The following is a 17,076-nucleotide window of genomic DNA, read 5'->3' on the forward strand; positions in this document are numbered from 1 at the left end:
CTGGAGGAAGAATGATTGTGAGGAAGTATATTCGAGGTGCTGATAGGCAAAGAGGTTTGAATGGCTGTAGATGCCAATAAATCATTGTATCGTACAGTGACAGTGTTCTTGTGAGAGGCAAACGTGATCTGAACATTACCCACAGCGTGATGTTCAACATTTGCCAGTGCAGTCTGTATCTTTTCGCTGAGCGTTTGCTGTTCAGATGTTAGCGAAGTAAAAGGACGGTTAATTGTAATTGAAAAGTCTATCTCATAGGACCGAAAATGACCACAAGGGTCAATTTCGCCAAAGCTCCGAGCCATCACCTGAGCGTCAATTCCTTCCGAATGCAGGATATGTTGAACTTCATGGGCTATTTCTGGCATCACCGGGCCATGTGTCCACATCCATCCGCCGACTGAAGGACATTCATTGTGTAGCGATGATGGATTATTTACCAATGTATTAGCTTCTTCTATTGCCTGTCAAGCAGGAGGAGCAATTCTAGCAGAAAGAAACAAGATCACACCAATAAGCACCGTTAGAGTGTATTGTTTTGCTGGTATGTTCATCCCTTATTCTTCCTGTCAACAATACAAACGTGTGCAAAGGAGAAGCCCTATTCCATCAGCGTTTTCACATTACCCCTCAATTTACCGAACAACAAACAAAGAATCGCGACGCTTGTCAGGCAAACAATGGTCACAAGCCGGAAGAATATCTGTCAGGTACGAACACTGGCACTACGAACGTAATCATATAATTACCACACTCCTGTTACCAATTTGTAACCGCTCAGCAACCTCTTCCTGCTACCTTTGTCATCAAATCCCCGGTTGTAAGCTGCGCGTTTGCGCTATCGCGGCGGTGACGCCGCACACGACACATGGATGTGATGTATCTCGGTGATTGGCTTGGCCGTCGTGCCCGGTTGTCTCCGACCAGGATTGCCCTGTTTGATGCTCAACACGGCATGCAACCGCTCACCTACTGCGAGTGGAATGAGCGGGTCAATCAGACGGCGCATCTGTTGCGCGATATGGGCGTGGCACGTGGTGATCGGGTTGCGGCCCTGGCCCAAAATTGCGTCGATCTGCTCGATCTGTGGTTCGCCTGTGCAAAGCTAGGGGCGATTTTTCAGCCCCTGAACTGGCGACTCACCGCAGCCGAGCTGCGTGACTTGATCGTTGATGGTGAGCCGCACATATTGGCGTATGGCCCTGAATACGCCGCGTTATCCCTGGCGCTGCGTCCACAGGTGCCGTTTGTCTCCCACTGGCTGGCTATAGACGATGCGCCGGCAGCCGATCCATCTGACCTCACCATAGGCCGGCGGAATGCCTTTCCTACCCGCTTCGAGGCAGTACCGCTGAGCTGGGATGATCCGTGGGTGATCTGTTACACCGGTGGCAGTACCGGATTGCCGAAAGGGGCCATTCTCACTCATCGCAGCATCGCCGCGAATGCCGTGAATACAGTGATGAGTTGGGGCCTGCGTCCCGACGATGTCGCCATTCTCAATGCGCCGCTCTTTCATACCGGCGGCCTGAATGTCTTTACCGCACCACTGGTGCAGATCGGTGGTGCCTCGATTGTTTGCCGCACGTTCAACGTTGATCAGGTCTTCGATCTCATCGACCACGGCCCGGCAACGCTCTTTTTCGGCGTGCCCACAATGTTCATCGCTATGCAACAACATCCACGCTGGCCGACGGTTGATTTTAGCCGGATGCGGATTGTTATCAGTGGTGGTGCCCCCTGCCCGGAACCGGTGTTTCATGCCTTTTGGGCGCACGGGATCGATTTCAAGACCGGGTATGGTCTGACCGAAGCCGGCCCGAATACCTTCTGGCTACCACCTGAACTGGTGCGGGAGAAGCCGGGGGCAGTTGGCTACCCGCTGATGTTTATCGATGTGCGGGTGGTTGCGGCTGATGGTCGGGAATGTGGTGTTGATGAGATTGGCGAATTGCAGATCCGTGGCCCTCATGTCTGCGCCGGTTACTGGCGCCGTCCCGCCGAGACGGCTGCGGCTTTTCGTGACGGCTGGCTATGCACGGGTGATCTGGCCAGTTTCGATGCCGATGGTTGTTTTCGGATCGTTGGACGGCTGAAGGATGTCATCATTTCGGGTGGCGAAAACATCTATCCCGCCGAGGTTGAGAGTGTGCTGGCCGGCCATCCGGACGTCGCGGAAGTCGCTCTGGTCGGTATGCCTGACCCACACTGGGGCGAAGTTGGTTGGGCGGCGGTGGTGGTGCGTCCCGGCAGTACCTTCTCGGAACAAGACTTGATCGCTTTTGCCGGGCTGCGCCTGGTGCGCTACAAACTGCCTAAACGGATTGTCACCCTCGCTGAATTACCGAAGACCGGTGCCGGCAAGATTGATAAGCAGGCTATTAAACACATGTTTCAGCAGTTGCAGGTATGAAGCGGAGAACGCTATGAGCAAGATTCCAACCTTACCCGGTATCACTTCGACGATGGTGGCAACCAGTCGTTTGCACATGCATGTTTTGAGCAGTGGCCCGGCTGACGGTGAAGCGGTGCTGTTCATTCACGGTAATGCCTCGTCGGCCACGTTCTGGGAAGAGACGATGCTGGCGCTGCCGGCACAATTTCGTGCGATTGCGCCCGATCTGCGCGGTTACGGTGAGACCGAAGATTTGCTGATCGATGCTACCCGTGGCTGCGGTGACTGGGTTGATGATCTGATCGCCTTGCTCGACACCCTCGGCATTGATCGTTGTCATGCGGTGGGGCATTCACTGGGTGGTGTGGTGCTGTTCAATCTCATCGCGGCTGTGCCGCAACGTATCATCACGGCTACCCTGGTAGCACCCGGTTCGCCTTACGGTTTTGGTGGTTGCAAAGGGCTAAACGGCGAGCTGTGCTGGCCAGATGGTGCTGGATCGGGTGGCGGTACGGTCAATCAAGCCTTCGTAGAGCGTATGGCTGCCGGCGATACCACCGAAGAGGCTGGCAACGCAGCCCCCAGAGTTGTCATGAACACGTTCTACTGGAAACCACCGTTCCGCCCGGCCCGCGAAGAGGCATTGCTGGCCTCGATGCTAAGTGAGAAGGTGGGACCGCAGCGTTACCCCGGCGATTTCAAGCCATCGCCGCACTGGCCGGGTGTCGCACCTGGGGTCTGGGGACCGATCAATGCCATTTCGCCCCTTTACGTTGGCGATGCGGTCGAGCGTTTTGTAGCTGCTGAGCCGAAGCCTCCCATCTTGTGGGTGCGTGGTGCTGATGACCAGATCGTGAGCGATATGTCGCTCTTCGATGTTGGTACGCTCGGTCAACTTGGCATTTTACCCGATTGGCCCGGCACTGATGCCCATCCTCCACAACCGATGATCGGGCAAACGCGCACTGTGCTGGAGCGCTACGCCGCCGCCGGTGGCCGCTTCCACGAGCTGGTCTTCGCCGAATGTGGCCATACGCCGTACATTGAGCATCCTGACCAGTTCAACGCTGCATTCCACGATCACCTGCGTACCAGGTAACAGGCTTGAGCGGGAAAGTGAGAAAGCTATGCCAGTTATCCAGGCCGGAGATCTTGAGGTTCACTACCTTGACGTTGGTAAAGGCGAGCCGATTATCTTCGTGCACGGCAATTGGGCCAGTAGCGGCTGGTGGTTACGAGTGCTCGAACGTCTCCCTGCCGGGTATCGTGGACTGGCTCCCGATCTACGCGGTCGTGGCGCTACGCAGGGACCAGACCACGACTACCGGATGCCCGCACTGGCCGCCGATCTGTGGCATTTCGCCGATGCCCTCGGCATCCAACGCTGTCATCTGGTTGGACATTCGTTAGGGGCGGCGGTGGTCTTGCAGGCCGCACTCGATCAACCAGATCGGGTAGCGACGATTGCTGTGCTGGCACCGCCATGGGTTGATGGCATGCCCGACGAGGTCTATCAACCAGATCGGCAACAACTCCTGAAGGACAACCCTGACTTCTTTGCCCAGGCCATCAAGGCGATGGCACCAACCGCCCCAGACGACGAACTGTGGCGCGAACTGGTGGCAATCGGTCACGCGCAGCGGCTGAGTGCTGCCAACGGCGCAATCAATGCGCTGCGTGAGTGGAAACCCGGTGATCGCCTGCGCACGATTGGTGCCCCAGCACTGGTAATGGGTGGTGAACTCGATCCATTGGTGACCCCGGAGACGGTGAAACGGGCAGCCGAAGCACTGGGGGTCGAGCCGCAGATCATTGCCGGTGTCGGCCACTCGGCCAATCTGGAAGCACCGGATCGTTTCCTGGCGCTGTTGTTGCCCCATTTGGCAAAAGCACGCGCTTCCTGAAGAGGGTGTGAACATGCATGCACTTACGGCAGGTACCCGTTATCAACGACAACATACGATCAGCCAGGAAGACATCAACCGCTTTGCAGTGATGAGCGGCGATACGAACCCGATTCACACCGATCCGGCAGTCGCAGCGACAACACGCTTCGGGCGCACCATCGCTCACGGTATGCTGCTCTACGGTTACATCCGTGCCGCCCTGCGCATCCTGGCGCCATCAGCGGTACAGCAGCAACAGACCCTTAGCTTTACCAATCCGGTCTTTGCCGGTGATACGGTCCATGTCGCCGTGGAAGTGACCGATAGGGACGAGGACACGATCCATTGCACGGTCAGCGTCACCCGTGCCGACGGTAAGGTGGCCTGTAGTGGTGAGACGAGATTGATTGTTGGGCATGGGTAATCTGGTAACCATTCTGACAAACGGCCCGGTTGTAACTCTCACCCTTAACCGGCCGATGCAGCACAACGGCCTGACGCCAGAGCTGTTAACCGAGCTGGAAACGCACATCATTGCAGCACGTCAGCATCATGGACTGCGAGCTATCGTCTTGCAGGCCAATGGGGCGTATTTTTCGTGCGGGACTGACTTGATGGCCCTGACCAGGCAAACCGACCGGCTCGCTTACGCCGATCATGGGTTACGCCTGTTGCATGAGGTGATGTTGACGCTGATCGATCTGCCGGTGCCGCTCATCGTCGCCGTACAGGGACCGGTGAACGGAAGCGCACTGGGGCTGGTTGTGGTGGCTGACATCGTCCTGGTAACACCCAACGCCCATTTCACGGCCTACGCGACAACGCTCGGCCTGTCGCCGGAGGGAGGTTGGACGACACTCCTGCCGCGACTGATCGGCCAACGACGCGCCGGCGAAGTGTTACTTCTCGAACGGCCGATCACGGCTGAGGAGGCAGTAGCCTGGGGTTTAGCCAACCGCCTGGTCGCACCCGGCCATCTTTTTGACGAGGCCCAGGCCCTGGCCTACCAGATTGCAACACAGATGCCGGGCAGTATCGCCTGCACCCGCCGGTTGCTCTGGGCGGAACGAGAACAGATCGCTGCCGCCCTCAATCATGAACGAGAAGTGTATTGCGAGCGTATTCAGTCGATTGAGGCTGATCTTGGTTTGAAAGCCTTTCTCGACCGGCAACGCACAACAATGACCGCGGAGGAAACGGTATGACAGCACTGACTGTTGGGATGCAGGCGACCGTCCAGCGCGTGATCGATCAAACCCTGATCGACGAATATGCACGGCTCTGCAATGACCAACCGCAAAAGACTGTGCCAGAACCGCTGATCGGCGCGCTGTTTTCCTACCTGCTGGGTGTCAAATTACCGGGAGCGGGTGCAGTATATCTCCGCCAGGAATTCACCTTCCACAACATGGCTCGTGTTGGTGAGATGCTTACTGCCACGGTGACCATCACCCATACGCGGACCGATAAACCACTGATTACGCTCCGCACGCAGTGTACTGGTAGCGACCAACGCCTGATTGTTGATGGCGAGGCACTTGTGATGGTGCCACAAACGTAAAGCGCTATGTTGTTCGGGCAACCGCCCGCCGGAATAATGCAGATGCCTGTGACAAAGGAGAGCGACCGATGCACACTGTCCGTTTTGTCCGCCAACTGGCTATCACGTTGCTGATAGTCTTTGCCCTCGCGCTGAGTGCATGTGGCGGCGGGTCGACCGCACAGCCGACCACTGCCCCAGAACCGACTGCGGCACCGACCAGCGCCCCAGAACCAACCGCCGTACCGACCACTGCCCCAGAACCAACCGCGGCACCGACCACCACGACCACGACCGGCGAACCGATTGTGGTTGGGCTAATGACCGACAACTCTGGTTTGCTGGCCATCTACGGCCCAATGCTTGAACGCGGCTTCACGCTTGGACTGGAATATGCGACGAACGGGACCAATCAGGTGGCAGGCCGGCCAATCAACGTAGTGGTGAAAGATACCGCCAGTAATCCAGAGACCGGGGTCTCGCTGGCCCGCGAGGCAATCGAGAGCGATGGTGCCGACGTACTCGTTGGTTCGCCCAGCTCGCCGGTAGCACTGGCGATCTCGGCAGTTGCCGCCGAGAATAAGATCGTCTACATCGCGGCACCGGCAGCCACACCGGCCCTCACCGGCGAGAATTTTAACATCTACACCTTCCGTGCCGGTCGTACCAGCGTGCAAGACGCCCTCACTATGAGTGCCGCTCTGTTGCAGACCGGCAAGAAATTCGTGCAGATTGCGCAAGACAATGCGTTCGGTCGTGGTTCAGCGGGCGCATTCTACCTCACGGTCAAAGCCCTCGGTGGCGAATTCGTGCTCAATGACACCGCAGAGGACGCCGGCACCGTCTTTGCACCGCCGGATACGACCGACTTCACCCCGTACATCAACCAGCTCCTCGACTCTGGGGCAGAAGTCTTGATCGTAACCTGGTCGGGAACCGGTTTCGTGCCCATGTTCCAGCAGATGCAGCAACTAGGTGTGTTCGATGTCATGACGGTAGCGACCGGGTTTGGTGACAATCAGACGATGGTCAACGGCTATGCCGATGCCATCGGTTCGGTCGGTGTGAGTGTTTATCACTACAGCCTGTTCGATAATCCGGTGAATAACTGGCTGGTCGAGCGCCACAAAGCAGTGTATGGCGTTCCACCTGATCTCTTCACAGAGAGTGGCTTCAACGCCGCTATCATGCTGGTCAAGGCGTTGGAAGAGACGGGTGGCGATCCGACTGCTGATGGCTTGATTGCCGCTCTCGAAGGGATGACCTTCGACGGGCCGAAGGGAACCTACACGGTGCGGGCCGAAGATCACGTACTCCTCCAGCCGATGACCTTGGTGCGCCTGCTCAACACCAACGATCCTGACTTCAAGTTCTTCGAGCTGGTTACCCTCTTCACCCCCGAACAGACGGCACCACCATGTGCTGTACCAGCAGCATTAGGACGCTGCAAGTAACCGTTACACTCGCCGCGCATGCCGGTGTGGGCATGCGCGGCACATGCTGGAAGCGAAGGTGCGTTTGTGAGCGAATGGATCATTCAAACCCAGGCCCTGACCCGTGATTTCGGCTCCCTGCGCGCCGTTGATCACGTCGATCTGCGGGTGTGCGCCGGCAGCGTGCATGCGATTATTGGGCCGAATGGTGCTGGAAAGACCACCCTCTTTAACCTGATTAGTGGTTATCTTAAACCAACAGCGGGACGGGTCTTCTTGCGTGATCGTGAAATCACGCACCTCCCCCTGCATCGAATGGCCCATCTCGGTATTGGGCGGTCGTTTCAAATTACCAACATCTTTCCAACCCTAACTGTACTGGAAAACGTCCGCCTGGCTGCACAGGCTCGTGGACGGGACAATCTGCACATCTGGAAGCGTGCAAACCAGCTCCACACGTACAGCGAACGGGCCTACGCAGCGTTACAACAGGTTGGCTTACACGAACGAGCACTCCAGATTGCAGCCACACTTCCCCACGGCGACAAACGTCGGCTTGAGCTGGCGATACTACTTGCCGGTGACGCCGATATTCTCCTGCTCGACGAGCCAACAGCAGGGATGGCAACCGAACAGGTGCCGATGTTGCTGGACTTGCTGCGTAACATTCGGCAAGGAACGAACAAAACGATTTTGATCGTCGAACACAATATGTCGGTAGTGATGAGTCTGGCTGAAACCATTACGGTGATGCACCAGGGACGTGTGCTGGCAGAGGGCAGCCCGGCTGAGATCAGTGCCAATCAGGCGGTACGCGATGCCTACCTGGGAACGACCTTCATTGGAGGTCGGCAATGAGCGAAATATTGCTGGATGTTGATAGCATACATACCTACATCGGTCAATTTCACATTCTTGAAGGAGTATCGCTGCGCGTGCGAAGCGGAAGCATCACCGCGCTGCTAGGGCGTAATGGTGCCGGCAAGACCACAACGTTGCGTTCGATCATGGGCCTGAATCCGCCGCGCCACGGTAGTATACGCCTGGCCGGAGAAGTGATCAACGGGCGTCCGGCGTATGACATTGCCCGCCTGGGAGTCGGCTACGTCCCTGAACACCGGGCCATTTTTCGCGATCTCACCGTCGAGGAGAACTTGCGGCTCGCCGAACGTAAACGCGGTGATCTGGCCCGCCGAAGTGACCTGATTATGGGACTCTTCCCCGACTTAAAGCGCTTTTACCGTCATCCCGGCGGCAAGCTCTCCGGCGGCCAACAGCAAATGTTAGCGATTGCCCGGGCACTGGTAGCCGAGAATCGTTTGCTCTTGATTGACGAACCGAGTGAAGGGCTGGCACCGATCATCGTTGAACAAATTATGGCCGCGTTGCGCCAGATGGCGACGGAAACAACGATTTTGCTCGTTGAGCAGAATTTTGCTATGGCAGCCCAACTGGCTGACGAATACTACATTCTTGACGATGGCCGCAATGTTCAGCACGGGAAGATGGCCGACCTTATTCACGATCAGGCAACGATTAACAGGTACCTGGGAGCCGGGTAAGGGAGATGACGGCGGGAGCTTATCGCGTCATCTGATACAGAAATGACGCCCGTCAGATCGTTGCAAGCGACCGGCACGATACCTTGCTACTATCGTGCCACAGTGAGGAGATCCATGAATGAATTTATTCGACAGCGACGAGGCTTGCTGGCCGGGATCGGTGCGACATTGATCTTTGCATACTGGGCAATCACCCATTACGAACCGCGCGTCCTCGCCAGTATTCTCCTCTCTGGCCTGACGTTGGGAGCACTCTACTTTTTAGTTACATCCGGCCTCTCACTGATCTTCGGCCTGATGGATGTACTCAATTTCGCCCATGGGACACTCTTTATGATCGGCGCCTACGTGGGCTTTACCCTTTATGCCAACCCACGCCTATTGCTGAACACTATGCCATTTGTACTGGCGTTCGTAGCAGGGTGGCTCCTGGTGCGCTGGTTCCCCATCAATCGTATGAAGGCACCACGCTGGTGGTTCTGGCTTGGAGCGTTGATCGTGGGCGGACTGGCAGTTTGGGGCTTCGAGTTGACACCACTGGCAACCATTGCGCTCAGTTCGGGTGGGCGAGTGCCTACTGAGGAAGCGCAGGCACCAACTGCGATCTTTATTGGACGAACGTTAGGGCTGACCGTAGCAGGACTCATTGCGGGAATCGCCTTTCTGATCGGTAAGGAACACACTCGTCCACCAACGAGGGGCGATCTCGTCCTGGGGTTAAGCATGCTCGCCCTGGCATTGGTCATCGCACCATTCCGCCTCGCTGCCGAAGGCTGGCTGTTGAGCATCAACGCAAACATCCGCTTTCTCCTGGCCCTGGTGATCGGTGCCGCCAGCGGCGCTGCGCTGGGTGGCCTGATGGAATGGAGCCTGATTCGTCCGCTGTACAGCCGGCCTATTTATCAGGTACTGGTCACACTGGGACTGGTCTTTGTCGGCACCGAGCTGGTGAAAGGCATCTGGGGGCCGGGTGGCTACTTTATGGAATTACCCGAATGGTTTAGCCGGCGTGGAGCTGATTGTCCATCACCCAACCTGATTGCCTGGCTCCGCGACAACTGTGCCAGTATTGACGTATTGGGGCGACCATTCCCCAGTTATCGCATCTTTATTATTGCTCTGGGCATTGCCATGTTTATCGGCATTGCCCTCCTCTTGCGCCGCACCCGCCTGGGGATGATCATTCGGGCCGGTGTCCAGGACGGCGAAATGGTACAGGCATTAGGGATCAACGTCCGCCGCGTCTTCACCCTGGTCTTTGCGCTTGGAGCCGGTCTTGCCGCGTTGGGCGGGGTGGCAGCGGCACCATTCCTCGGCATTAGCCCTGGTTTGGGGCAGGAGTTTCAGTTACAGGCCTTTATCGCCGTGGTGATCGGAGGGATGGGCAGCTTCACCGGCGCAGCACTGGGTGCGCTGCTGGTGGGGCTGGCGCGCGCCTTTGGCGACCAGATTGTCCTGACCGGTATCCAACTACCGTGGATGAGCGAAGCGATCACCTTTTCGCCTTCAATTGCGCGCACTTCAACGGTCTTGATCATGGCGCTGGTGCTCTTGCTGCGCCCGGCAGGTCTCTTCGGGAAGAAGGAGTAGGCGATGCTGACACGTTTGAAAGCACCACAGTGGGCCGGTCTGGCCTTGATCGGCGGTCTGATCGCCTTCCCCTATCTGATAGCACTGCTCACCGGCCAGCCAATTGACAGTGGGGTACCGAAATTCTGGCAGGGTATGCTCATCCAGGTCTTCATTCTGGCCGTTTTTGCGATGAGCTACGACATTCTGATGGGCTATACCGGCATTCTCTCCTTCGGTCACGCCCTCTTCTTCGGCACGGGTGCCTACACGATTGGGATTTTGCTCAAACATGCCGGTTGGGACCTCGGTTCAGCATTCGTGGCCGTCATCATCATTGCGGTACTGCAAAGCCTGATCGTTGGCCTGCTCTCGTTGCGGGTCAGCGGTGTCTACTTCGCGATGGTGACACTGGCCTTTGCCCAGATGTTCTTCCTCCTGGCCGAAGCAACCGACTTTCGCCAGTGGACAGGGGCAGAGGATGGGTTGCAAAGTATTCCGGTACCGGCGTGGATCAGCCCGACCAACGAACGCCTGCGCTTCTACTACCTCGCGTTAGGATTTGCGGTAGTGATGTACCTCCTGGCCCGCCAGGTCGTCAATTCGCCAACCGGGCGGGTGATGATGGCGATCCGTGACAACGAGGTCCGGGCCAGAGTCCTGGGCTACCATACACTCACCTACAAGCTGATCGCGATCACGGTCAGTGGGGTCATGGCAGCGCTGGCCGGCGCATTCAACGCGCTGTGGAATCTCAACGCAAACCCAGCGGTGCTTGGCGTAGGCACAACGATCAATGCGCTCCTGATGACCATTATTGGCGGCGTCGGCTCGTTGATCGGACCAATGCTCGGCGCCGCCGTAATCCAACTGCTGGGGTACTGGCTGAACTTCTTCTTCGGGCCGGCGTGGCCGCTGCTGTTTGGGATTGTGTACATTCTCATCGTGCTCTTCCTGCCATACGGCATCGTCGGTACCTGGCGGTTGCGCGGTACGAGTTGGGTAGCGATGTGGCGCAACCGCTGGCAGGAATTAGCCAGGCGACACGGTGACGGCGTGGCGCGGTAGGGTGGTGATACTTCATAAGAGCGGGGTGGGTATCCACCTCGCTTTTGCGTGTATTGCACGGGTAGGTGATGTTTTGCTGCGGAGGGGGGAGTGGCGAATTCAAGACTGGCGATTAGGATGGATGCGCGTGATCCCACCCAGTCCAGTACCGGTAGATCGGAAGTCCGCGCTCGCAGGAATGGGGGAAGACAGAACGAGTGGCATTATTCCCGGTGCAATGGAGTCCTCTACACAACAGCTTTCGTTCCAGGCGATTCAGGCACCATCGCAGCATTTTGCAAAGATGGATATAATGATGTTATGGCAATTGGTCACTACGATGATGCGTTAGACTGGTACCTTTTTTGCCGGATAGTGGCCTGAGCGGATATCCTTCCGTGCAAGATCACATCTAAACGGTGAACAGGTACAACCGCCTTTAAGGCTGGAAAAAGTCAAACCTTGCCAGACAGATTTTCTTGACAAAACATTTGTTCTATTGTACGATATTTAAAAGATTATCGGCACCCAATACTTTAGAAAACGTAGATGTTTGATTAATCTTCCGTGAAATCGTCTCGGTATACCAGGTTGTCGAAAATGTTCAGGTGATCATAATGTCAATCAACTATCTCGAACAGACTTACACCCTTAACCATGAATTTCACTCTTTTACCAAATCTTTAGTCATACATGCTGATTGTTTTGAATGGCTAAGCGAAGTCCCAGGCGATAGCATTCATGCCATTGTTACCGATCCCCCCTACGGCGTGAAGGAATACGATCCTGAGCAATTGGAAAAGCGCTCAAATGGCAATGGAGGAATCTGGCGCATTCCGCCATCTTTTGATGGTCATACCAGATCACCCTTACCAAGATTTACTGCACTAAATTCAAAGGAAAGAGAACGAATACAACATTACTTTTACGAGTGGGCCAGGCTGGCTTTACGAGTGTTACGTCCTGGTGGCCACGTATTTCTTGCATCAAATGTTTTTCTTTCCCAAATAGTCTTTACTGCCATTGTTGAGGCTGGTTTCGAGTTTCGTGGACAGATTGTTCGGTTAGTCCGAACGCTTCGCGGTGGTGATAGACCAAAGAATGCTGAGGATGAATTCCCCGATGTTTGCTCAATGCCACGCGGTTGCTACGAACCCTGGGGTATTTTCCGAAAACCTATTCCAGACGGCCTGACCGTAAGTGAATGTTTACGGCTTTTCCAAACAGGGGGATTGCGCCGCAAACAAGACGGTAATCCTTTTGAAGATGTTATCGAAAGCGAACGCACACCGCAAAAGGAGCGGGCGATAGCGAATCACCCAAGCCTGAAACCACAATCGTTTCTGCGCCAAATTGTGTACGCCTCTTTGCCTCTTGGCGAAGGAATAGTCCTTGATCCTTTTATGGGTTCTGGATCGACCATTGCTGCGGCAGAAGCAATCGGCTATGCTGCGATTGGTATTGAAAAATATCGAGAATATTACCTTATGAGCTTACAATCGATTCCAGCCTTGTCTTCACTGTATACCACAGGCAATCAATTATCTTTTCAGTTCAGTTGAGTCCTTGTATATCCAGTTAGCTTTCATTTTCTTTGTACCGCTTTGGGTGACGCTGGCTGTAATCGTTCGACGACTCGCATCTGAACGTCCAGAAAAGGCCCAATCATCTTGCTCTAATCGAGCAGCGTAGACACCCTTGAAACAGAATGGTTTAGGTGTTGATCCTCTCATGCTGTCACCAGCGGTATTACTATCAAAATGGAACACCATCAACCAGACAGACTCTGGGTTATGACCCTGCCAGCCCTGTGCATACCTTGAAGCTTTCACCTCAATGCCATCGTGTGCATACTGTACTGCATCGCCTGGAAACATACCCTTGGGAATCAGGTCTGGATGGCCGTTGTGGTATCGGTTTTTTACCAGGTAGGGGCAATATTCAGGAATTCGGTTGTTAATAAACTCCCCAACGATGCTACTAAAGTTGGCAGGCATCAGAAAACTCTCAATTCTTGGCATACCTTTTGCGTAAAGTTGTTGATTGATGAAGCCCAGAAAATCTATGAAATCTTTCATTGCTCGACGTATATGTTCGACTGTTAAACCATAAGGAAGATTACATGTTGGGTTGAAGAAGTCTGGGTTTACAGGTATAGGTGTACACGCCTTATATTCTTCTGCGTTGCTCATGTCACGTCCATATCATTGCTTGATCAAATGCAGATTCTTCAGTTTACGTAGGGGCAATTGCTGTATGATGCGGAACTTCATTTGTGTGCCAGTCTGCTGATAAGGAACTTTTAGGCAGTACCGGCTTGATATGAGATGGTTTATGCAGCGACTCTCTTCTCAATAAATCAAGTGGTATGCCAACTGATTGTATACATACGCCCTGTTGACACCCTTATCTCACCCATTGTCTGTTCAGGGGTTATCATCCACTCCCCACTGCCGACCAGCGCATAGCTTCAAGCGCTATCGGTTGCCGGCGGTCTGGGGGTAGCCATTCCAGGCAAGCGGCCAGTTCGCGGTCAGGGATAAACTCCAGACCGACAAAACCGGTGTAGCCACTCTCGACAATTGCCCGGAAGATGTACGGAAAATGCAACTCTCCGGTACCGGGCTGGCGGCGATGGGGAGCATCGGCGACCTGAATATGACTAATCCGAGCAACGTGTTCGCGAATCGTGCGAGTGATATTTCCTTCCATCAACTGCATGTGGTAACAGTCGTACTGATAGCGCAGATTCGGTGCACCAACACTCGCCAGAAATGCCAGCGTCTCGGCGGTGTTGGTCAGTAGATAGCCACTGTTTTCCCAGGCATTGAGCGACTCGACGACCACCTCAATCCCGGCTGCGGCTGCCTGCTCGCAAGCCCAGGCCAGATTCTCGCGTACCCGTGACATCTGTGAAGCGCGATCTTCTCCGGGGAGGAGCTTACCAACCAGGGCATTCAGTCGCCGACACCCAATCTGTTGGGCAAACTCCAGCGCCACCGGAACATTGGCGCGAAACTCATGTTGCCGTTCCGGATGGTTCAACAACCCTCGTTCACCCTGGGCCAGCACACCAGCGGCAAAATTGACCAGCGCTACTTGCAGATCGAGATCACGCAACTGGCGGCTGATTGCCTTGAGATCAACCCCATCCGGCCACCAGAACTCGACTGTACCGAAACCAAGCCGTGCCGCCGTGTCGAAGCGTTCAGACCACGCCAGTTCGCGCATGGTAAGTGATACATTAAGCGCAATGTGGAGCATATTACCGCCTCAACGCCTGTATAATGCCATCACTGTAACAACACCACCTCTTGCGTAATATCACCAACCAGCACATTCTCATCGCCTTCAATCTGCTGACGCACACGCTGCCAGGTTGCCTCAAGGAGTGAAAGATTGTTTACCTGACCACGCCCCCAGACGAGCGTTAGTAATTCAGTTGCTGTAAACCAGCGGGTCGGCGCTTCGGCCAATACGGTGAGGAGGGCGAATGCAGGCAGATCGAGATCAAGTGGTTGATTGCGAAAAGAAATGGTATGCGCAGCCAGATCAAACGTGAACGGACCGGCAGTGAACGGCGGCGGTAAATAACGCTGTCGCCGCCGCAATTGCGCACGTATCCGCGCCATGAGTTCGTCGGTACGGAAGGGTCGGGCAATGTAGTCGTCAACACCATGGGAGAAGGCACCAACCACCAGTTGATCATTACGGGGGCCAATGAGCATCAAAACGCCCTGCCACTGTTTGAGTAGTTCAGGAATCTGACCGAGATACGACTGATCTGGAATACTGACCAGCGCCAGATCAATCTGGCGACTTAATGTATCGCAGAGAGTGGCAGCCCCCCGTGTAATCCATACCTGATAACCAGACGCAATGAGGATAGGCAGCAGGTATTCATCAGCGTATTCCCCCAATCCCCCTATCACTACTCCATACGGAACACTCATGTGAAGCGCCTTTACCGTTTCCATTATGGTGAGACCGTACATGATGTTGGAGGTGAGGTCACAACCTCGACAACGGCACCATCGATCAGGCCCAGAAACTGGCGTAGCGCCAGCTCTGCGTTGCGCGTACCCTCCTCCATAATCCCATCCTCGCAGGCTGCCTGCAAAATTTGCTGCTCAGCCGCCTGACGGGCTATCGTCTCCAGATTCGGATTGTCTGGTGCCAGCAAGCCGCGTTCACGGCTATAGACGCGAGTTTTGCTGTTGTCAAGGGTTGCACTAAAGACCTGCACCGGTGGTAGACGCACGGTAATCTGTCTGCCATCGGGAGAGACAGTAACCGCATCAGGGGTAAGCTGACTTAGATCGACCCCGACCACCACCGTACCATGAGCGATGAGTAATATCGCATCGCTGGCCAACCAATCACCGATAATCGGAATATTGCTGCCCTGGCGGATATCAATAACCCGCTCAATGGTGTATTTGCTGGTTTCGAGCCGGCTTAGTTGCTGTATCCGCTGCACGACTGCCGCACCACTGATGATCTGAGGTGTTGGCGTCTGGACGATCACCTGCACATTCGGGATGGCACTGCCAAGGGCACTGATGCGCTGCGTTATCCAGAAACCGCCAATCCCGATCAACAGGACGACTATGAGGAGAACGATGACCGAACCCGAAATACCACTTCGGATTGGCTGTGACCGATAACCGATTCTGGGTTGCACATCCAAATAATCGTCGTCATCGAACCATTCGCGTTCACGGCGCAAACGCATCAACCGTCTGGCTCGCTGGCGAATTTCATCGTCATCATCATCGTCGTGGTACATCGCGCAACCTCACATACGTGTTTGAAGTGATGGTCATTGCTGCTACATCTTTTTGGCACCGACATGAATTGCAACCGCACCCAGACCATAGAGGCGGTAGAAGACGTGACTCCAGCCTGCTTCACACATCATTGCCGCCAGTTCATCGGGGGGCGGAAAGGCACGCGCCGATTGCGGGAGATAGGTGTAGGCGCGGCGATCACCACCCAGCAATGCCCCAATCCACGGTACAACATGCTCAAAATAGATGCGGTGCCCCCAGCGCAGCAATGGATGCCGTGGTCGAGCTACTTCCAGACACGCCATGGTAGCACCGGGCCGGGCCACCCGGTACATCTCCCGTAGTGCTGCCGGAATGTCGGTGACATTTCGCAAGACGAAACCGGTGGTAATCGTATCGAAGGTGTTGTCGGGAAACGGTAACTGCAACGCATCACCGGCCACAAAGGCAGCGCGTCCGCTCTGGGCCAGGTCAGCAATTTTCGGTTGGCCGGCCTGCATCATGGGTACGGTAAAATCGACCCCGACCACCAACCCCTCACGTGCCCAGGCTGCCAGTTCGATCAAAAAATCGCCAGTACCGGTACCAACATCAAGCGCACGACCGTGTACCGGTGGCGCAACATATTCCACCACTTTGCGCCGCCAGCCCTGATCAAGCCCAAACGTCATCACCCGATTAACCCGGTCGTAACCGCGGGCAATGCGAGCAAACATTTGCTCGACATACGCCGCTTTTGCTTCCGGCGGTGGTAGTACATTCATCGCAGTTCACCTCTCTACCATCGCGCATGCAACAACATATATTCACGCGATTTGATGCGCTCATTTTACTCGTCAAACCAAATCGGCACG

General features: G+C 55.3%; 17 protein-coding genes and 1 pseudogene. 12 read left to right on the forward strand and 6 right to left on the reverse strand.

Annotation, left to right across the window (positions count from 1 at the left end):
- A pseudogene (locus VAE57_RS17090) lies at positions 1–443 on the reverse strand (hypothetical protein); the annotation flags it as partial.
- A 425-nt stretch (positions 444–868) separates the two neighbouring features.
- Here VAE57_RS17090 and VAE57_RS17095 point away from each other — a divergent pair.
- The 12 genes from VAE57_RS17095 to VAE57_RS17150 all read left to right on the forward strand — a co-directional run bounded on the left by VAE57_RS17095 (position 869) and on the right by VAE57_RS17150 (position 12,994).
- Complete coding sequence (locus tag VAE57_RS17095) at positions 869–2,413, forward strand: acyl-CoA synthetase (protein WP_416208473.1); 1,545 nt, start codon at positions 869–871, stop codon at positions 2,411–2,413.
- A 13-nt stretch (positions 2,414–2,426) separates the two neighbouring features.
- On the forward strand, positions 2,427–3,494 hold the full coding sequence (locus VAE57_RS17100; protein WP_322823043.1) for an alpha/beta fold hydrolase: 1,068 nt from the start codon (positions 2,427–2,429) through the stop codon (positions 3,492–3,494).
- A 28-nt stretch (positions 3,495–3,522) separates the two neighbouring features.
- On the forward strand, positions 3,523–4,299 hold the full coding sequence (locus VAE57_RS17105; RefSeq protein ID WP_322823044.1) for an alpha/beta fold hydrolase: 777 nt from the start codon (positions 3,523–3,525) through the stop codon (positions 4,297–4,299).
- Between the two features lie 13 nt (positions 4,300–4,312).
- Complete coding sequence (locus VAE57_RS17110) at positions 4,313–4,705, forward strand: MaoC family dehydratase (protein WP_322823045.1); 393 nt, start codon at positions 4,313–4,315, stop codon at positions 4,703–4,705.
- Positions 4,698–5,486 (forward strand): enoyl-CoA hydratase/isomerase family protein, encoded by a 789-nt coding sequence (locus tag VAE57_RS17115; RefSeq protein ID WP_322823046.1) that lies wholly within the window; start codon positions 4,698–4,700, stop codon positions 5,484–5,486. The genes VAE57_RS17110 and VAE57_RS17115 overlap by 8 nt, the downstream gene beginning before the upstream one ends.
- Positions 5,483–5,842 carry a hypothetical protein gene (locus tag VAE57_RS17120; RefSeq protein WP_322823047.1) on the forward strand — a complete coding sequence of 120 codons (360 nt, stop codon included), beginning with the start codon at positions 5,483–5,485 and terminating at the stop codon, positions 5,840–5,842. Before VAE57_RS17115 ends, VAE57_RS17120 begins: the two co-directional genes overlap by 4 nt.
- Positions 5,843–5,910: 68 nt before the next feature.
- Positions 5,911–7,275 carry a substrate-binding domain-containing protein gene (locus VAE57_RS17125; RefSeq protein WP_322823048.1) on the forward strand — a complete coding sequence of 455 codons (1,365 nt, stop codon included), beginning with the start codon at positions 5,911–5,913 and terminating at the stop codon, positions 7,273–7,275.
- Positions 7,276–7,341: 66 nt separating this feature from the next.
- Complete coding sequence (locus tag VAE57_RS17130; protein ID WP_322823049.1) at positions 7,342–8,112, forward strand: ABC transporter ATP-binding protein; 771 nt, start codon at positions 7,342–7,344, stop codon at positions 8,110–8,112.
- Positions 8,109–8,816 carry an ABC transporter ATP-binding protein gene (locus tag VAE57_RS17135; protein ID WP_322823050.1) on the forward strand — a complete coding sequence of 236 codons (708 nt, stop codon included), beginning with the start codon at positions 8,109–8,111 and terminating at the stop codon, positions 8,814–8,816. Before VAE57_RS17130 ends, VAE57_RS17135 begins: the two co-directional genes overlap by 4 nt.
- 114 nt (positions 8,817–8,930) lie before the next feature.
- Positions 8,931–10,406, forward strand: a complete 1,476-nt coding sequence (locus tag VAE57_RS17140) for a branched-chain amino acid ABC transporter permease (protein WP_322823051.1) — start codon at positions 8,931–8,933, stop codon at positions 10,404–10,406.
- Between the two features lie 3 nt (positions 10,407–10,409).
- Positions 10,410–11,453 (forward strand): branched-chain amino acid ABC transporter permease, encoded by a 1,044-nt coding sequence (locus VAE57_RS17145; protein WP_322823052.1) that lies wholly within the window; start codon positions 10,410–10,412, stop codon positions 11,451–11,453.
- Positions 11,454–12,049: 596 nt separating this feature from the next.
- Positions 12,050–12,994, forward strand: coding sequence for a DNA-methyltransferase (locus tag VAE57_RS17150; protein WP_322823053.1), 945 nt, complete (start codon positions 12,050–12,052; stop codon positions 12,992–12,994).
- On the opposite strand, the gene VAE57_RS17155 is transcribed toward VAE57_RS17150, so the two are convergent.
- From VAE57_RS17155 to ubiE, 5 genes are all read right to left on the reverse strand, one after another.
- Entirely contained in the window at positions 12,974–13,624 is a 651-nt protein-coding gene (locus VAE57_RS17155) for a hypothetical protein (protein WP_322823054.1), read from the reverse strand. The genes VAE57_RS17150 and VAE57_RS17155 overlap by 21 nt on opposite strands.
- A 244-nt stretch (positions 13,625–13,868) precedes the next feature.
- Complete coding sequence (locus VAE57_RS17160) at positions 13,869–14,696, reverse strand: hydroxypyruvate isomerase family protein (protein WP_322823055.1); 828 nt, start codon at positions 14,694–14,696, stop codon at positions 13,869–13,871.
- Between the two features lie 29 nt (positions 14,697–14,725).
- On the reverse strand, positions 14,726–15,385 hold the full coding sequence (locus VAE57_RS17165; RefSeq protein WP_322823056.1) for a response regulator transcription factor: 660 nt from the start codon (positions 15,383–15,385) through the stop codon (positions 14,726–14,728).
- Positions 15,386–15,408: 23 nt separating this feature from the next.
- Complete coding sequence (locus VAE57_RS17170) at positions 15,409–16,221, reverse strand: DUF4230 domain-containing protein (protein ID WP_322823057.1); 813 nt, start codon at positions 16,219–16,221, stop codon at positions 15,409–15,411.
- A gap of 42 nt (positions 16,222–16,263) precedes the next feature.
- Positions 16,264–16,986: a bifunctional demethylmenaquinone methyltransferase/2-methoxy-6-polyprenyl-1,4-benzoquinol methylase UbiE gene (gene ubiE, locus VAE57_RS17175; protein WP_322823058.1), complete on the reverse strand. Its 723-nt coding sequence runs from the start codon at positions 16,984–16,986 to the stop codon at positions 16,264–16,266.
- Between the last annotated feature and the right edge of the window lie 90 nt (positions 16,987–17,076).

It is taken from the genome of Chloroflexus sp. (genome assembly GCF_034434295.1).
In the GTDB taxonomy this organism is placed as follows: Bacteria; Chloroflexota; Chloroflexia; order Chloroflexales; family Chloroflexaceae; genus Chloroflexus.

Coding starts and splice junctions, on each gene's coding strand:
- VAE57_RS17095 (WP_416208473.1), top strand. CDS start 869: ATGGATGTGATGTATCTCGGTGATTGGCTTGGCCGTCGTGCCCGGTTG.
- VAE57_RS17125 (WP_322823048.1), top strand. CDS start 5,911: ATGCACACTGTCCGTTTTGTCCGCCAACTGGCTATCACGTTGCTGATA.
- ubiE (WP_322823058.1), bottom strand. CDS start 16,986: ATGAATGTACTACCACCGCCGGAAGCAAAAGCGGCGTATGTCGAGCAA.
- VAE57_RS17105 (WP_322823044.1), top strand. CDS start 3,523: ATGCCAGTTATCCAGGCCGGAGATCTTGAGGTTCACTACCTTGACGTT.
- VAE57_RS17110 (WP_322823045.1), top strand. CDS start 4,313: ATGCATGCACTTACGGCAGGTACCCGTTATCAACGACAACATACGATC.
- VAE57_RS17170 (WP_322823057.1), bottom strand. CDS start 16,221: ATGTACCACGACGATGATGATGACGATGAAATTCGCCAGCGAGCCAGA.
- VAE57_RS17145 (WP_322823052.1), top strand. CDS start 10,410: ATGCTGACACGTTTGAAAGCACCACAGTGGGCCGGTCTGGCCTTGATC.
- VAE57_RS17120 (WP_322823047.1), top strand. CDS start 5,483: ATGACAGCACTGACTGTTGGGATGCAGGCGACCGTCCAGCGCGTGATC.
- VAE57_RS17140 (WP_322823051.1), top strand. CDS start 8,931: ATGAATGAATTTATTCGACAGCGACGAGGCTTGCTGGCCGGGATCGGT.
- VAE57_RS17135 (WP_322823050.1), top strand. CDS start 8,109: ATGAGCGAAATATTGCTGGATGTTGATAGCATACATACCTACATCGGT.
- VAE57_RS17115 (WP_322823046.1), top strand. CDS start 4,698: ATGGGTAATCTGGTAACCATTCTGACAAACGGCCCGGTTGTAACTCTC.
- VAE57_RS17160 (WP_322823055.1), bottom strand. CDS start 14,696: ATGCTCCACATTGCGCTTAATGTATCACTTACCATGCGCGAACTGGCG.
- VAE57_RS17165 (WP_322823056.1), bottom strand. CDS start 15,385: ATGAGTGTTCCGTATGGAGTAGTGATAGGGGGATTGGGGGAATACGCT.
- VAE57_RS17100 (WP_322823043.1), top strand. CDS start 2,427: ATGAGCAAGATTCCAACCTTACCCGGTATCACTTCGACGATGGTGGCA.
- VAE57_RS17155 (WP_322823054.1), bottom strand. CDS start 13,624: ATGAGCAACGCAGAAGAATATAAGGCGTGTACACCTATACCTGTAAAC.
- VAE57_RS17150 (WP_322823053.1), top strand. CDS start 12,050: ATGTCAATCAACTATCTCGAACAGACTTACACCCTTAACCATGAATTT.